Here is a 15,008-nt window from a genome sequence, read left to right on the forward strand (position 1 = left end):
CGGGTGGGCGGTTCACGAAGGAGGTGAACCGCCCACCCGGCCACAGCCGTTGAACGAGGGTCGACGGCCCGCCGGGTCAGCCCGCGAGCGTCCGGTGGAGGGCGTCGAGGCCGTCCCGGTAGATGCCGGCGAAGAGCTCCTCGGCCTCGGCGGCGGTGACGCCGTCCGGGTTGAAGCGGCCGGACCACTGGACCTCGGCGAGGTCGTCGCGGCCGGGCACGGTGTGCACCCGGAGGGTGGAGAGGTAGCCGGTGACCGGGAACGGCGCCCGGAGGATGGCGTACGAGTAGTGGCGCGCGGCCTCGTCGAAGCCGACGAGGCGCTCGACGATGACCTCGCCGTCGGGGTTCTTGAGGCTGCGGACGCGGCCGCCCTCGGAGGCGGTGCTCTCCGGGATGTAGGGGAGCCAGTCGGGCAGGGAGTCGAAGCCGCCGATGAGCTCCCAGACCTTCTCGGGGGAGGCGGGCAGGACGCGGCTGACGGAGGTGGAGGCCATGGTGCATCTCCTGGGGGCAGTACGGGGGACGGCGAGGGGGACGGCGTGGGGTGTGCGGCCGGGGCTCAGGCGTCGTGGGGGAGCGGGGCGGCGGGGCTGACCAGGCCGGCGGCCCGCAGGTCGTGCCAGAACGCGGCCGGGACGGTCTCGTTCAGGGCGGCGGTGTCCTCCGCGATCCGGCTGGGCCTGGTGGCGCCGGGGATGACGGCCGCAGTGGCGGGGTGGGCGAGGGAGAACTGCAGCGCGGCGGCCTTGACGGAGACGCCGTGCCGGGCGGTGAGCTCCTTGAGCTCGGTGACCCGCCGGACGATGTGCCCGGGTGCATGCTGGTACTCGAAGTGGGTACCGCCGGCGAGGATCCCGGAGCTGTAGGGGCCGCCGACGACCATGTCCACGTTCTGCTCCTGGGCCATCGGCAGCAGGCGCTGGAGCGCGTGGTCGTGGTCGAGCAGGGTGTAGCGGCCGGCGAGCAGGAAGCCGTCGGGCCGGGGCTCGTCGAGGGAGAGGGTGAGCTCGATCGGCTCGGTCCGGTTGACGCCCAGGCCCCAGGCCTTGATGACGCCTTCGTCGCGCAGCCGGCCGAGGACGCGGAAGGCGCCGGTGCGGGCCTCCTCGAACTTGGCGAGCCACTCGTCGCCGTGGAAGTCCTGGGCGATGTCGTGGACCCAGACGACGTCCAGCCGGTCGGTGCCCAGGCGCTGGAGGCTGTCCTCGATGGAGCGCTCGGTGGCGTCGGCGGTCCAGACGTGGAGCATCTTGTTGGGGTTGCCGTGCTCGAACAGGCCGCCCTTCTCGCCGAGGTCGCGGGCGCCCTCCTCGTGTTCGTCGAGGACGACCCGGCCGACCTTGGTGGACAGCACGTACGCGTCGCGCGGCTTGCCGGCCAGGACCCGGCCCAGGCGCTCCTCGGCGAGGCCGGCGCCGTAGAAGGGGGCGGTGTCGAAGTAGCGGACGCCGTGCTCCCAGGCTGCCTCGACGGTGGCGGCGGCCTCGTCCTCGGGGATCGCGCGGAACATGTTGCCGAGCGGGGCGGTGCCGAAGCCGAGTTTGCCGGAGAGGATGTTCTTGATGGACATGACAGTGCCTTTTGGGGTTGCTGCCCCGACGGTGGGGGCGGTGGTGTGGTCGTGCGCGGCGGGCGGCCGACGGCGTCGAGCGCCGTCGGCAGGCCGTCGGGGTGCGGGGTCGGTCAGTTGAACTGGTCCGGGTGGGGGCCGGTGCGCAGGCCGCGGTCGGTCGCGGCGATGCCGGCCATGTCCTGCTCGGTCAGCTCGAAGTCGAAGACGTCGAGGTTCTGCCGGATCCGGGCGGGGGTGACGGACTTCGGGATGACGACGTTGCCGAGCTGGAGGTGCCAGCGCAGCACGACCTGGGCCGGGGACTTGCCGGTGCGCTCGGCGATCGCGGTGACGGCCGGGTCGTCGAGGACGGCGCCCTGGGCGAGCGGGCTCCAGGCCTCGGTGGCGATGCCGTGCCGGGCGTGGAAGGCGCGCAGCTCGCTCTGCTGGAGGCCGGGGTGCAGCTCGACCTGGTTGACGGCGGGGACGAGCTCGCTGGTCTCCAGCAGGCGCTGGAGGTGGGCGGGCTGGAAGTTGGAGACGCCGGCGGCGCGGATCCGGCCCTCGGCGGCGAGGCGCTCGATCGCGCGCCAGGAGTCGACGTAGCGGTCCCGGGCCGGGGTGGGCCAGTGGATGAGGTAGAGGTCGACGGTGTCGAGGCCGAGCTTGGCGAGGCCGGCGTCGAAGGCGCGCAGGGTGGCGTCGTAACCCTGGTCGGCGTTCCACAGCTTGGTGGTGACGAACAGGTCCTGGCGGGCCAGGCCGGAGGCGGCCAGGGCGCGGCCGACGCCGGCCTCGTTGCCGTAGATCGCGGCGGTGTCGATGCTGCGGTAGCCGGCTTCGAGGGCGGCGGTGACGGCGGTGGTGGTCTCGTCGTCGGGGACCTGGAAGACGCCGAAGCCGAGCTGGGGGATCTCGACGCCGTTGTTCAGCTTCACGGTGGGGACGGAGGGGGCGCTCATGGTTCCTGGGTTCCTTCGGTGGTTCTGGGGGGGGGTCAGTGGTGGGCGGGGGTCAGCGGTGCGGGGGAGCCGCCGGGGGTGGCGGCGGACCGGTGCTGGTCGCGGCGTTCGAGGGCGGCGGACCAGAGGGCGAGCAGCAGGGCGGCCGCGGCGAGCAGGGCGCCGACCCAGTTGGGGGCGGTGTAGCCGAGGCCGGCCGAGATGACCAGGCCGCCGAGCCAGGCCGCCAGGGCGTTGCCGAGGTTGAAGGCGCCGATGTTGACGGCGGAGGCGAGGGTGGGGGCGCCGTGGGCCTGGTCGAGGACGCGCTTCTGCAGCGGGGGGACGGTGGCGAAGCCGAGGGCGCCGACCAGCAGGATCGTCACGGCGGCGGCGACCTTGTCGTGCGCGGTGAGGGTGAACAGGGCCAGGACGACGGCCAGGCCGCCGAGGGTGGTGTAGAGCAGGGGCATCAGCTTGCGGTCGGCGAACCTGCCGCCGATCAGGTTGCCGAGGAACATCCCGACGCCGAACAGCACCAGCAGCCAGGTGACCGCGCCCTCGGAGTAGCCGGCGGTGTCGGTCATCATCGGGGCGATGTAGGTGATCGCGGCGAAGACGCCGCCGAAGCCGAGGACGGTCATCGCCATCGCGAGCAGCACCTGCGGGTTGCGGAAGGCGGTCAACTCGCCGCGCAGGTGCGCGCCTTCGGGGCGGGGCAGGCTGGGGACGAGCTTGCCGATGCCGAGCAGGCCGAGCAGTCCGAGGGCGGCGACACCGGTGAAGGTGGTGCGCCAGCCGACGGCCTGGCCGATGAAGGTGCCCAGCGGGACGCCGACGATGTTGGCGACGGTGAGCCCGGTGAACATGGTGGCGATGGCGCCGGCCTTCTTCTGCGGGGCGACGAGTTCGGCGGCGACGACCGAGCCGATGCCGAAGAACGCGCCGTGGGCCAGCGAGGTCACGATCCGCCCGGCGAGCATCAGCGGGAAGCTGGGGGCGGTGGCGGACAGCAGGTTGCCGATGACGAACAGGCCCATCAGCAGCATGAGCATGGTCTTGCGGCTGATCCGGGTGCCGAGCACGGTCATCAGCGGGGCGCCGATGACCACGCCGAGTGCGTAGCCGGTGACCAGTAGGCCGGCGGTGGGGACGGTCACGCCGTAGTCGTCCGCGATCTGGGGCAGTAGGCCCATGATCACGAACTCGGTGGTTCCGATCCCGAAGGCCCCGATGGCCAGGGCGAGGAGTGCGAGGGGCATGGCGCGACCTCCGTGCGATTGCTAGTGCGCCTTACGTGCCTCGACAATAGTTGCAAGCGCGGGCTATGTGCAAATGCGGGCAATCACCGTCAGCATGCCCGAGGCCTAAACTGGAGGCCTGCTCGTGCCCGGCCGGGCACCCGGCTCGCACCTGGCTCGCACCCGGCCCGTACCTGGAAGGAGACCGTGCCGATGACCGCCACGGACCCCGCGCTGACCGCCCTCGCCAACGGATGGGCCGCCCTGTACGTCCTGTACGGCAGGATCGAGGCGCACATCGAGCGCGCCCTCCAGGCGGAGCACGACCTGAGCGTGCGCGAGTACTCGCTGCTCGACGTGCTCAGCCGCCAGCACGACGGCGAGGGCGGCCACCTCCAGATGAAGCAGGTCGCCGACGCGGTCGTGCTCAGCCAGAGCGCCACCACCCGGCTGGTCTCCCGGCTGGAGGACCGCGGGCTGCTCGCCCGCTACCTGTGCCCCACCGACCGCCGCGGCATCTACACCGACGTGAGCGAGGACGGCCTGCGGCTCCTGGCGCAGGCCCGGCCGACCAATGACGCCGCGCTGCGCGAGGCGCTCGACCAGGCCGCCCGCAACCCCGAGCTGGCCCCGCTGGTCTCGGCCGTCGAGGCGGTCGACCCGCCCGCGCCGCTGCGGCGGCCCTGAGCGGATCTGAGCGGCCCGGGCGGCCCTGAGCGGCCCGGGCGGTCGGCGTGCCGGCCCCGGGCCCGGAACGGCGTCGGGCGGGCCCGCGGCACTCGGTGTGCCGTGGGCCCGCCCGTGCTCCGTGCGGGGCGGCCGTCGCGCCGCGGCCGCGGGTCAGTGCGCGAGGACGGCGTCGGCGGTCGCCGGGAGCGGGTAGGCGTCCGGGTCGACCGGGCCGGGCAGGTCGGTGGCCGGGCGGGCGGGGGCGTTGGGATCCGGCAGCGAGGGCTGGGCGGGCGGCGCCTGCACCTGGTTGAACGGCACGCCGGGCGGGGCCTGGACCGGCGCGGCCCGGCCGGCCGTGAGCGGGCTGCGGCTCTGCGCCTCGCAGGCGGCCCGCGCCTCCAGGTCGTCCGGGCTCTGGGTGGCGGGCTGGTTGCCGGTGAAGCAGTTGCCCGGGTCGGCGGAGGCCAGTACCAGGTCGACGCCGTTGCCCTCGGTGCGGTTGCCCTTGACCAGGTTGCCGGCGGCCGGGTGCCCGGGCGGGTCGGTGACGATCACGCCGGCCGAGCGGTTGCCCTTGACCAGGTTGCGCTCGACCCGGTTCGCGGTGCCGCCGCCGATCCCGATGCCGATGCCGAAGCCGCCGTCGGCCTGCTCGGGGGTGTCGGAGGCGTTGTTGTCGGTGACGGCGTTCCCGGCGATCACGGCGCCGTGCTGGGGGGCGAGGGCTTCCAGGTCGTTGGAGTTGACGGTGACGCCGACCCGGTTGCCGACCACCCGGTTGCCGAGGAACCAGAGGTTGTCCGAGGCGTTGGTGATCTCGATGCCGACCGCGTTGCGCTCCACGGTGTTGCCGCGCACCAGGGTGTCGCAGGGCTTGCACTGGCCGACGTAGACGCCGGAGTCGGCGCCGCCGGAGGCGTAGGAGTCCTCGATGACCCCGGCCCGGGCGTCGAAGGCGTAGATCCCGTACAGGCCGTTGTTGTAGGCGGTGACCCGCGTCGCCCGGAAGCCCTGGAGGGCGGGGAAGCGGGTGGTGTCCAGCGGGTTGTAGGCGGAGCCGCCGGCGCCGCGCTGCTGGAGCTTCTCGTCGGTGACGCCGGTGAACAGCACGCCGTTGGCGAGGTAGCCGTGCACGGTGAGGTTCTCCACCACCGAGCCGGCGCCGGTGACGGTGACCCCGTTGACCAGCCGTACGCCGCCGTCCAGCACCACCGCGTTGCGGTCGGTGCCGCGCAGCACGATCCGGGGCCTGGTGATCCGCACGCTCTCCTGGTACGTCCCGGGGGAGACCAGGACGGTGTCGCCCTCGCGGGCGACGTCCACGGCCTTCTGGACGGACGGGAAGTCCTGCGGGACGCGGACCACGGTGCCCTCCGGGTGGCGGGCGTCCGAGGAGGGGGCGCCGGTGGAGGAGCAGCCGGCCAGGGCGAGGGCGGCGACCACCAGGGCGGGGAGGGCGCGGACCCGGCCGCGCGCGCGGTGCGGACGGCGTGGGCGGCGGCGCTGCGGTGCTTCGGAGGCGGATTGACGGACAGTCAAAAGTTGCATACGGGGTGTTCTATCGTCTCCAATGTCGGTCATGCATGCCGAAACCGGAAAGGCGCGGAAACAGCCGGGGGCCGCCAGGGGCGGGGTGGACCGGAGGACGCTGATCGCGGGCGGCGGCGCGGTGCTGGCCGCCGGGGTCGGCGCGGGGGCCGTGGCCCTGGGCCGCGGGCCGGCCGCCGCACCGCAGCCGCCCCCGGCGGTGCCGCAGACGCCGTTCCACGGGGACCGGCAGGCCGGGGTGACGGCCCCGCAGCAGCCGGCCACCCTGCTGCTGGCCCTGGACCTGGCGCCCGCCGCGACCTCCGACGGGCGGACCGCACTGCGCTCCCTGCTGGGGGAGTTGACCGGGGTGCTGGCCGATGCGGCGGGCGCCGGCCCGGCCGATCCCCGGCTGCGGGACGGCGAACCGGCGCGGCTCAGCAGCCTGGTCGGGGTCGGTCCGGGCGCGGCCGCCCGGCTCGGGCTGAACGTCCCGCCCGCGCTGGCGGAGCTCCCGGCCTTCCCCGGGGACCGGCTGGACCAGGCGCGCGGCGGCGGCGACCTGGTGGTCCAGCTGTGCGCCGCGGACCGCTGGCCGCTCACCGTGGTGGCCGAACTCCTCGGCGGCGCGGCGAAGTCGGCGGGCGCGACGGTGCGCTGGAGCCAGCCCGGCTTCCTGCCGCGCACGCCCCCGGGGACCACCCCGCGCAACCTCTTCGGCTACAAGGACGGCACCGCCAACCCCGCCCCGGCCGAGGCCCAGCAGTGGGTCTGGGGCCCGCCCGGCCCGTACGAGCACGGCACCGTCCTGGTCTACCGCCGGATCCGGATGGACACCGCCGGGTTCGCCGCCCTCCCGGAGGACCGGCGCGACCTGGCGATGGGCCGCCGGCGCGGCGACGGCGCCCCGCTCACCGGCACGGCCGAGCACGAGGACCCGGACATCTACGCCAAGAACCCGGACGGCTCGTACGTCATCCCCAACAGCGCCCACGTCCGGCTCAGCAGCCCCCGGCTCGACTCCGGCGCCCGGATGCTGCGGCGCGGCTACAGCTACGACGACGCCCCCGACGACCGGGGGCTGCTGTTCTGCGCCTTCGTGCGGGACCCGGCGCAGTTCACCCGGGTGCAGAACCGGCTGGCGGCCAAGGACGCGCTCAACCCCTTCCTGGTGCACACGGCTTCCGCGGTGGCCTACGTACTGCCGGGGGTGCGGGAGGGCGGGGTGCTGGGCGAGGGGTTGTGGGGGTGACGGGGTTGTGGGGGTGAGGGGACGGGGCGCGCGGTCGGGTAGGCGGTCGGACGGACGGCCTCACCAGGCGACCGGGATCGCGGCCGGGCTGCGGGTGGTGCTGCCCAGCTGCCAACTCAGCTGCTCCAGCGGGGTGGTGAGGCGCAGGCCGGGCAGGGCGGTGGCCAGCCGACGGAGCGATTCGCGCAGTTCGAGGCGGACCCGCCAGGCGCCGATGCAGTAGTGCGGGCCGGAACTGAAGGCGAGGGTGGGGGCGTCGAGGGGCCGGTCGAGGTCGGCGTCGAGGCCGTCGGAGTAGACGGCGGGGTCGCGGTTGGCGCTGCCGAGGCTGATGGCGACGACGGCGCCGCCCGGGATGGTGGCACCGCCGAGTTCGATCGGGCCGGTGGCGCGGCGGACGGTGGCCTCGTCGTCGCCGAGCGGGATGAAGTGGAGCAGGCGTTCCGTGGTGCGTTCGGTGATGTCGGGGTCGACGAGCCGGGGCCAGTGGTCGGGGCGCTCACCGAGGAGGTAGGCCAGGGTGTTGCCGAGGATGCCGACGATGCTCTCGTTGCCGCTGGCGGCCAGCCCGCAGACGAGGTGGACCAGCGACTCCTCCGGGACGCTGCCGTCCTGATCGGCGGCGACCACGATCCGGCTGACCAGGTCGTCCCCCGGATCGCGGCGTCGGCGCTCCATCAACTCGACGGTGTAGGAGCTGAATTCCGCGATCGCTCCGCTGTGGTCCTCGGCGGCGTCGCCACCCTGGGCGAGGACGGCGAGGCCCCAGCGGTGCAGCTGCTCCTCGTCCACGCGCTCGGGTCCGGTGTCGTCGAGCCCCATCAGCCGCGCGGTGACCGTGAACGGCACCGGCCGAGTGAGGGCGGTGACCAGGTCGGCGGGCGGCCCGGCGGCGACCACCGCGTCCACGGCCTGTTGGACGGCGTCGGCGATCAAGGGCTGCCAGGCGGCGATGGAGCGCGGGGTGAAGGCCTTCTGGATGGTGGCGCGCAGACTGCGGTGGGCGGCGCCGTCCTGGTTGAACAGGGACGCGGGGTTGGCGGCCACGTCGGAGAGGGCGCCGACGGCCCCGACCTCATGCAGGTCGGTCCGGGTGACACGGGGGTCGCCGAGGACCTGCCGGACGTCGTGGTAGCGGGTGACGAGCCAGGCGGGGGTGCCGTCCGGGAGGGTGGTCGGGTGCGGCGGCTGGGCGGGGGTGAAGGGGAGCCGGTGGAGCGGCGGGAGCGGGGTGGTGGTGGTTGTGGTGGTGGTGTCGGTGCTGGCTGCGGTGTCGGCTGCGGGGGAGGACATGGAACCCTTCGGGGTCGGCGGCGCTGCGGGGCACGGGCGTCCAACTGTCATATTTTCTGCGGGAATTGGATCCTTCTGACGGTTTTCCCGTTTCGGCCCGATGCTACGCCCCCGACCCCTCCCCGGGCGGTCTCGACGCCTGCCCGCCCGCCCGGGGGTGCGCGCCGAGCCGGGGCCGGTCGGGTCAGACGGCGAAGGCCCGCAGGTGCTCGGCGAGGGTGGTCCGGTCGACGGTCGTGCCGGTGAGCGAGACGTACCCGTCCGGTCGGACCAGCACCACGGCGTCGCCGCGCAGGCCGTACGCGCGGGCGGCGTGGCCGTCGGGGTCGCGGACGGCGGCGACCCGCAGGCCGGGGAGGTCCGGGAAGTCCTGGAGGTCCTGGAGCACGGGTCGGGCGGACGGGTCGGCCGGGGCCGGGTGGGCGCCGAAGGCCAGCAGGGTGAAGTGCGGGCCGCGGAACAGGTCGAACAGCCGGACCGGCGTGCCGTCCGCCGTGGTGCAGGGCGCGTCCGGGGCCCGGTCGCCGGCCCGGATGCCGGTGGTGTCGTCCAGGTCCCGGCCGAGCGGGCCGCCGCGGTAGTCGATCGAGAGCCCGGTGAGGTCGGTGTCCTGGACGGCCAGGGTGCGGAACTGTTCGGCCATCACCGTGGCGCCGCCGCCCTGGAACGCCGCCTTGTGGTGGGCGGAGGTGGCGTCGAGGCTGGCCCGGGCGATCGGCCGGCGCTCCTCCTGGTAGCTGTCGAGCAGTTCCTCGGGCGCGCCGCGCAGCACGGCGGCGAGCTTCCAGGCCAGGTTGTGGGCGTCCTGGATGCCGGTGTTCATGCCCTGGCCGCCCGCCGCGGACTGGCAGTGGGCGGCGTCCCCGGCGAGCAGCACCCGGCCGTCGCGGTAGCGCTCGACCAGCCGGACGGTGGGGCGCCAGACGGTGGACCAGATCGGCTCGTGCATCAGGACCCCGGGCAGCCCGGCCCGTTCGGCGAAGAGCCGGCGGAAGGTTTCCAGGGTGGGCGCGGGCAGCTCGCCGTGCTCGTCCGGGTCGACGGCGGCGTGCACCGCCCACTTGCCGTCCTGCCGCATCGGGACGATCGCCATGGCGCCGCCGCCGAACTTCGGGTGGTTCCAGAGGTGCATGTGGTCGGGGTCCAGGCCGTCCAGGTCCATCGAGGCCATGAGGAAGCGCTCCTCCTCCCAGGTCTCGCCGAGGAAGGGGATGCCGGCCAGCTTGCGGACGGTGCTGCGGCCGCCGTCGCAGCCGATCAGGAAGCGGGCGCGCAGCTGCGCCGTCCGGTCGCCCTGTCGGACGGTGGCGAGCACGCCGGCGGTGTCGCGGGCGTCGTCGGCGTGCCGGGAGTCGTCGGAGTCCTGGACGCAGTCGGTCAGTTCGCTGCCGGTCTCGACCCTGACGCCGTACTCGGCGAGCCGGTCGCGCAGGACGGCCTCGGTCTGGTGCTGGGCGATCATCAGCGTGCCGGCGTACGGGCGGTCGGGGGTCGGCAGCCGGGTGGCCCCGGGGTCGAACTCGTGGACCAGCCGGGCGCCTTCGTAGGTGCGGATCCCGAGGTTGAGCACGCCCCGGTCGAGGATCCGCGCGGCCACGCCGAGGTCGTCGAACACCTCCAGGGTGCGCGGGTTGACGCCCTTGCCGCGGACGCCGGCGGTGCGGAACGCGTCGTCCCGCTCGATGATCCGGCAGTCGACGCCGGCCCGGGCCAGCCCGATGGCCAGCGTGAGCCCGACCGGGCCGGCGCCGACGATCAGGACGTCGGTGGTGGGTGTGGAGTCGTGCGAGAGTGCAGCGCGCATGGCGGACGCCCCTGTCCATTCGGTCATAAGATACGGCGCGTTTCCTGTTTCCGACTGTAGACTGCCCTCGATAGGAAACGCAACGTATCTACGAGGGTCGGGTGCGGAAACCGGTGGCGAGCGGCAGAGCGGGCGCCCCGCGGAGGCGCGGGGACGAACTGGAACGGGCGATCCTGGACGCCGTCTGGGCCGAACTGGCCGAGCACGGCTACGACCGGCTCACCATGGACGGCGTCGCCGCCCGCGCCCGCACCAGCAAGCCGGTGCTCTACCGCCGTTGGCCGAACCGGGTGGAACTCGTGGTCGCCGCCCTCGGCCGCAACGCCCCCGACTACCGGGAGCCCCCGGACACCGGCGACCTGCGCACCGACCTGGCGATCCTGCTGGGCGGCCTGCTGCACCGCTTCGACGACCTGCCGACCGACGCCGTCCACGGCTTCCTGGTCGACCTGATGCGCGTCCCCGAACTGCGCCTCGTCTTCCACCTGGGTCTCCGTGCGCCGGGGCCGGTGGACGCGTTGGCCGCGATCATGCACCGGGCCGCCGACCGGGGTGAGGTCGACCCGGCCCGGCTCACCCCGCGGGTCGTCTCACTGCCGCTGGACCTGCTGCGCGACGCCTTCCTGATGGGCGGTTCGGTGCCGGCCGACCGGGTGATCGACGAGGTGCTGGACGAGATCGTCCTGCCGCTGCTCGGGGCGCCGGTCGGCCGGTAGGGCCCGCCGGGTCCGGATGCCCTCGGATGCCCGCGGATACCCCTACCCCGTAATGACGAACGCCCTCCGGCGGCGGTGTGCCGCCGGAGGGCGTCGGTGCGGGTGGGCCCGGGTTCGAGTCCGGGTCAGGAGCGGACCAGGCGGGCGATGGCCTGGTTGGCCTCGCGGACCTTGGCGTTCGCCTCCTGGCCGCCCTCGGCGATGGCGTCGCGGACGCAGCATTCGATGTGCTCGTCCAGGAGTTGCAGCGCGAAGGACTGGAGCGCGCGGCTGGCCGCGGAGACCTGGGTGAGGACGTCGATGCAGTAGGTGTCCTGCTCGACCATGCGCTGCAGGCCGCGGATCTGGCCCTCGATGCGGCGCAGCCGCTTGAGGGAGTCGTCCTTGTGGGGGCTGTAGCTGGCCATGGCCGCCTCCGGGTTCCCGTGCGGTGAGGAGTTCCCTCACTCTACCGGGGCGCGGTGGGGCGGAAATCGGTCCGGACGGGGCGCGGGGCCGACGCCCGGACCGACGGGGCGTCAGGCGTCGACCCGGCCGACCAGGTCGTATCCGGCCTCGTCGACGGCGGCGGCGAGCTCGGCGTCGGCCAGCGGGCCGGTGCTGTCCACGGTGACCCGGCCGGTGGCGAGGTCGACCGCGACCCCGGTGACGCCGGCGACCTTCTCCAGCTCGGCGGTCACCGCGCCGACGCAGTGGCCGCAGGTCATGCCCGCCACCTGGAGGACGGTGCGCTCGGCGGTGGTGGCGGCGGGAGCCGCGGCCGCGCCGGTGCCGCACGAGCCGCAGCAGGAGCCCTCGATGGCGGACGGCTCGACGGTGACGGTGGTCTCGCTCATGGTGTGCTCCTGTCGTCAGTGCGTTCGTCGTCAGTGCGGGCGACGCCTTCCGGAGTGGCCCGGGCGGCTGCTTCGATGATGAACATACCATACCCCCCTAGGGTACGTAGAGAGGCGCCGATCCCCTTCGCCGTCCGACGGACGCGTGGCTGCAGTCGCCGGTAGGGGAGTGCGACAGATGCACGGGGGATGTCCGGCACGTCATGGATCTTCGGGGCGAGCAGCCCAGGAGGCGTGCCCCGGGCGCGGTCGACCTCGACGAGGTCAAGCCCTGGGCGCGGGGGAGGAGCGGCCGGGCGTCAGTGGACGGTGACCTGGATGCTCTTGGTGACGTCGCACCTCAACTCCGCACGGTTCGGTGCGTCGGGCCGGCAGTCCCACGCGTTGCCGAACGCCCAGGTCAGCGTGGTTGTCCCGGCTCCCAGGGCGGTGAAGGTCCGGTCGAACTCCGGGGCGCAGCCGGGTACGGGCGGATTCGTCGAGCAGGGGGTGAGGACGAAGTCCGGGCCGCTCTGCAGCACGGCGCCGTCGCCGGCCGAGCTGAGGTACCAGAGCTTCGACAAGGCGCCCCCCGTGGTCCTGACGCCGAGCCGCTGTCCGACCGCGAGGGACACCGTGCTGGGCGGGTACGGCTCGGTGGCGTCCCCGGCGGTCGCCACGGCCGGAAGGGCCACCTCCGTCTCCGGACGGATGGCGGTGGCCATGGGGGCGGCGGTGCCGGCGGCGGGGTCGGACCACCATCCGGCGGAGTAGGAGAGGAGCAGCAGCGCGACGGCCAGCGGCACCACCACATCCCTGATGACTCGGCGCAGCAGTGGTGTCATCGGTTCTGGGCTGCTGCGGATGATGGGCGGGGCGCCGGAGGCGGAGGGACCGACGGGGCACGAGCAGCACCACGGCCACCACTGAGGCCTGGTGCGCGGGTTCAGACGGGCGGGAGCAGGTCGCTCTCGCTGACGGTGTACGTCAGCGGGGGATAAACGAAGTCCGTCTCCTGGTTCTCGCGGCGCCGCAAATGGTAGAACGCGCGGCGCTGCTCCTCGTCGGCCGAGGTGAGGCGGGCGCCCTGGGGGAGGTACGGGTGCCCGTCGTCGCCGAACCGGAGGAGGGTCTTCGAGGTGCGGAAGGTCAGGCCCAGCCACACGTTGTCCGTCGCGGGGACGGGCTTGTCCAGGACGATCCGGTGCCGGAGGCGGCGGTTCGACTCGACGGAGAACACGATGACGCCGTCGTGGGTGAGCGGGAGCTCGAACCGTTCGCCGCCGACCGGCTCCTTCGACTCGACGATCAGCCTCCTCGGCGGGCCCGCGTCGGGGTCCCGGTAGCAGGAGTAGACGGCGATGAACGACTCGTCGGCCAGGTCGAGGGCCTGGTCGGAATGGGCGCCCATGGTCGTGTACGCGTTCGTGTAGCTCTCGAACAGGGCGTTGTCGAAGGCGAGCGGGAGCCCGGCGTGCTCCTGGATCCGCCGTGCCAGCCGTTCGTGGACCGGGCGGAAGCGCTGTGCCGGGTGGGCGTACCGGGTGGTGGTGCGGACGAGGGGCACGCCGCCCGTCCCGTCGGGCCTGGTGAGCGTGGTGCCCCGGCGGCCCTTCCCCAGCTCCTCCAGGAAGGCCGAGCCGGACAGTTCGGCGAACAGTCCCGGCTCGGCGGGCAGGGCGTAGGAGCGGACCTGGTCCGCGATGCTAGGCACGAGGGGCACGGTAGTCCCCCGTGTTCATGCTGAACCGGAACCGGTCGCCGTAGTCGACGAAGGCCCAGCTCCGGTTCTCCTCGGCGTACAGCCCGCGCAGCTCGTCCGTCCCGGTCCCGGTCGGCGGCTCCAACTCCACCAGCTCACCGGCGGACTTGAGGAACGTCCGGCCGTCCCGGTGGAGGGCCTCGGTCTTCGAGCAGCGCACCACGTAGCCGAGTCGGGTCGGGAGCAGCCCGGCGTCCAGGGCCGAGGGCCGGATCTCGTGGGTGTAGAGGCGGTTGGTGGACAGCGGCACGAAGAAGACCGACCCGGGGTGGAGGGTCAGCTCGAACTGGGCCGGGAGGGCGTCCCCGTGGGCTTCGCGGGCGGAGTCCTTGAGGCGGAAGCGGAGCCTGGTCAGGCCGCTGGTGCGCCCGGTTCCGTGGTCGAAGGGGTCGTCGGCCAGGGGCTGGAGCTCGTCGAGGCCGTCGTAGAAGGTGCAGAAGGCCATGATGCCGTCCGCGGGCATGTCCTTGGTCTTGTCGGCGTGGGACGAGATCTTGGCCTTGGACTGCTTGCGCCCGGGCGTGGCCCGGGTGTTGTGGTAGGTCTGCGCGAGGACGTGGTTCAGCGGCGCGTGGTCGCGGAAGACGGTGGCGGCCTCGCGGTTCAGGGCGTCGACGATGTCGGTGTCGGTCGGGCCGAAGTTCTCGGTCGGGCCGGACAGGTTGGTGGAGCAGCGCAGCAGCCGGAAGTGCAGGTCGTCGCCGTCGCGGGTGACGGGGGTGAGGTAGATCCCGCTGCGGTGGGCCGAACCGGGCTTGTCGGACTCGGTCAGGGACTGGAACGCGTGCTCGGCACGGACCCGGTGGAAGTGGTCGGCCTCGGGCTCGAAGAAGCGGGGGTAGTAGACGCCGGCGCCGTGCACCCGGACGGGGACCCGGCCGAGGCCGACGACGGGCCAGGGGGCGTCGGCGTGGTCGGTGGAGAGCTCCCGGACGACGAACACGCGGGCGGCGGGGGCGAGTCGGCGGCCGTCGAGGGCGGAGATGTCGCCGGCGAGGTAGAGGGTCTTCCCGGTGAGGTCGGTGGAGGCGAGGTCCTCGGGCCCGATCGTCGCCCCGAAGAAGTCGAGGTTGCGCACCGTCGGCGGTGCGACCAGGACGTTGTGCGCATCGTCCAAGCGTGCTTCGCCGTGGCCCGTGGTGTCCGTCGTCGTGTCCATCGGTTGCTACCTGCCGTTCGCTGCCCTGGGAGGTGCGCGGGACGTCGGGCGGGCCGACTTCTCGCGCAGGCATGTTCAGGTGGTGGGGAGTTCGCCGGCCGCGACGGCGGCGACGAAGGACACCCATGCCTCGGAGGGGAGGACGAACGCGGGGCCGCCGGGGTTCTCGGGATCGCGGACGGGGACGCGCCGAGGCGCCGGGCGATCCGCGAGGATCGCCCCGCGCCGGCGGGACGGGGCCGGCCCCCGGGGGCGAACCCGACCCGGGTAAG

At 73.7% G+C, this 15,008-nt stretch carries 16 protein-coding genes; 3 read left to right on the plus strand and 13 right to left on the minus strand.

From position 1 onward, the window contains the following. Positions 1-76 precede the first annotated feature (76 nt). The 4 genes from ACFXOZ_RS37190 to ACFXOZ_RS37205 form a co-directional block, all read right to left on the minus strand. Positions 77-496, minus strand: coding sequence for an SRPBCC family protein (locus ACFXOZ_RS37190; protein WP_380594365.1), 420 nt, complete (start codon positions 494-496; stop codon positions 77-79). A 65-nt stretch (positions 497-561) separates the two neighbouring features. Beyond that, on the minus strand, positions 562-1,572 hold the full coding sequence (locus ACFXOZ_RS37195) for an aldo/keto reductase (protein WP_380594367.1): 1,011 nt from the start codon (positions 1,570-1,572) through the stop codon (positions 562-564). A 113-nt stretch (positions 1,573-1,685) separates the two neighbouring features. Continuing rightward, positions 1,686-2,516 carry an aldo/keto reductase gene (locus tag ACFXOZ_RS37200; protein ID WP_380527468.1) on the minus strand — a complete coding sequence of 277 codons (831 nt, stop codon included), beginning with the start codon at positions 2,514-2,516 and terminating at the stop codon, positions 1,686-1,688. A gap of 35 nt (positions 2,517-2,551) precedes the next feature. After that, positions 2,552-3,757 (minus strand): MFS transporter, encoded by a 1,206-nt coding sequence (locus ACFXOZ_RS37205; RefSeq protein ID WP_380594369.1) that lies wholly within the window; start codon positions 3,755-3,757, stop codon positions 2,552-2,554. A gap of 192 nt (positions 3,758-3,949) precedes the next feature. Here ACFXOZ_RS37205 and ACFXOZ_RS37210 point away from each other — a divergent pair, with 192 nt between their 5' ends. After that, complete coding sequence (locus tag ACFXOZ_RS37210; RefSeq protein WP_380527472.1) at positions 3,950-4,423, plus strand: MarR family winged helix-turn-helix transcriptional regulator; 474 nt, start codon at positions 3,950-3,952, stop codon at positions 4,421-4,423. Positions 4,424-4,576: 153 nt separating this feature from the next. Here ACFXOZ_RS37210 and ACFXOZ_RS37215 read toward each other — a convergent pair whose 3' ends face one another. After that, positions 4,577-5,956 carry a right-handed parallel beta-helix repeat-containing protein gene (locus ACFXOZ_RS37215; protein ID WP_380594371.1) on the minus strand — a complete coding sequence of 460 codons (1,380 nt, stop codon included), beginning with the start codon at positions 5,954-5,956 and terminating at the stop codon, positions 4,577-4,579. Positions 5,957-5,987: 31 nt separating this feature from the next. Here ACFXOZ_RS37215 and ACFXOZ_RS37220 point away from each other — a divergent pair, with 31 nt between their 5' ends. After that, a complete protein-coding gene (locus ACFXOZ_RS37220) occupies positions 5,988-7,187 on the plus strand; it encodes a Dyp-type peroxidase (protein WP_380527476.1) in 1,200 nt (399 codons plus the stop codon). 60 nt (positions 7,188-7,247) lie between these two features. Here the strand turns inward: ACFXOZ_RS37220 and ACFXOZ_RS37225 are convergent, their stop codons facing one another. Both ACFXOZ_RS37225 and ACFXOZ_RS37230 read right to left on the minus strand, forming a co-directional pair. Further along, positions 7,248-8,480 (minus strand): cytochrome P450, encoded by a 1,233-nt coding sequence (locus ACFXOZ_RS37225; protein ID WP_380527478.1) that lies wholly within the window; start codon positions 8,478-8,480, stop codon positions 7,248-7,250. A 184-nt stretch (positions 8,481-8,664) separates the two neighbouring features. Continuing rightward, positions 8,665-10,284 (minus strand): FAD-dependent oxidoreductase, encoded by a 1,620-nt coding sequence (locus ACFXOZ_RS37230; RefSeq protein WP_380527480.1) that lies wholly within the window; start codon positions 10,282-10,284, stop codon positions 8,665-8,667. A 113-nt stretch (positions 10,285-10,397) separates the two neighbouring features. On the opposite strand from ACFXOZ_RS37230, the gene ACFXOZ_RS37235 reads away from it, so the two are divergent. Continuing rightward, the gene (locus ACFXOZ_RS37235) at positions 10,398-11,000 is read left to right on the plus strand and encodes a TetR/AcrR family transcriptional regulator (RefSeq protein WP_380527483.1); all 603 of its coding nucleotides are present in this window, start codon (positions 10,398-10,400) and stop codon (positions 10,998-11,000) included. Between the two features lie 125 nt (positions 11,001-11,125). On the opposite strand, the gene ACFXOZ_RS37240 is transcribed toward ACFXOZ_RS37235, so the two are convergent. The 6 genes from ACFXOZ_RS37240 to ACFXOZ_RS37265 form a co-directional block, all read right to left on the minus strand. After that, positions 11,126-11,407 (minus strand): metal-sensitive transcriptional regulator, encoded by a 282-nt coding sequence (locus ACFXOZ_RS37240; protein WP_380594373.1) that lies wholly within the window; start codon positions 11,405-11,407, stop codon positions 11,126-11,128. A gap of 111 nt (positions 11,408-11,518) precedes the next feature. Next, positions 11,519-11,836 (minus strand): heavy-metal-associated domain-containing protein, encoded by a 318-nt coding sequence (locus ACFXOZ_RS37245; protein ID WP_380594375.1) that lies wholly within the window; start codon positions 11,834-11,836, stop codon positions 11,519-11,521. 299 nt (positions 11,837-12,135) lie between these two features. Further along, positions 12,136-12,660, minus strand: coding sequence for a hypothetical protein (locus ACFXOZ_RS37250; RefSeq protein ID WP_380594377.1), 525 nt, complete (start codon positions 12,658-12,660; stop codon positions 12,136-12,138). A 101-nt stretch (positions 12,661-12,761) separates the two neighbouring features. After that, positions 12,762-13,529: a hypothetical protein gene (locus ACFXOZ_RS37255; RefSeq protein ID WP_380594379.1), complete on the minus strand. Its 768-nt coding sequence runs from the start codon at positions 13,527-13,529 to the stop codon at positions 12,762-12,764. Continuing rightward, positions 13,522-14,736: a hypothetical protein gene (locus ACFXOZ_RS37260; RefSeq protein WP_380527496.1), complete on the minus strand. Its 1,215-nt coding sequence runs from the start codon at positions 14,734-14,736 to the stop codon at positions 13,522-13,524. Before ACFXOZ_RS37260 ends, ACFXOZ_RS37255 begins: the two co-directional genes overlap by 8 nt. 75 nt (positions 14,737-14,811) lie before the next feature. Then, positions 14,812-15,008: DUF397 domain-containing protein (locus ACFXOZ_RS37265; RefSeq protein WP_380594381.1), on the minus strand; the 197-nt coding region annotated here is incomplete at its 5' end.

Source organism: Kitasatospora sp. NPDC059160 (assembly GCF_042755465.1).
Taxonomy (GTDB): Bacteria; Actinomycetota; Actinomycetes; order Streptomycetales; family Streptomycetaceae; genus Kitasatospora.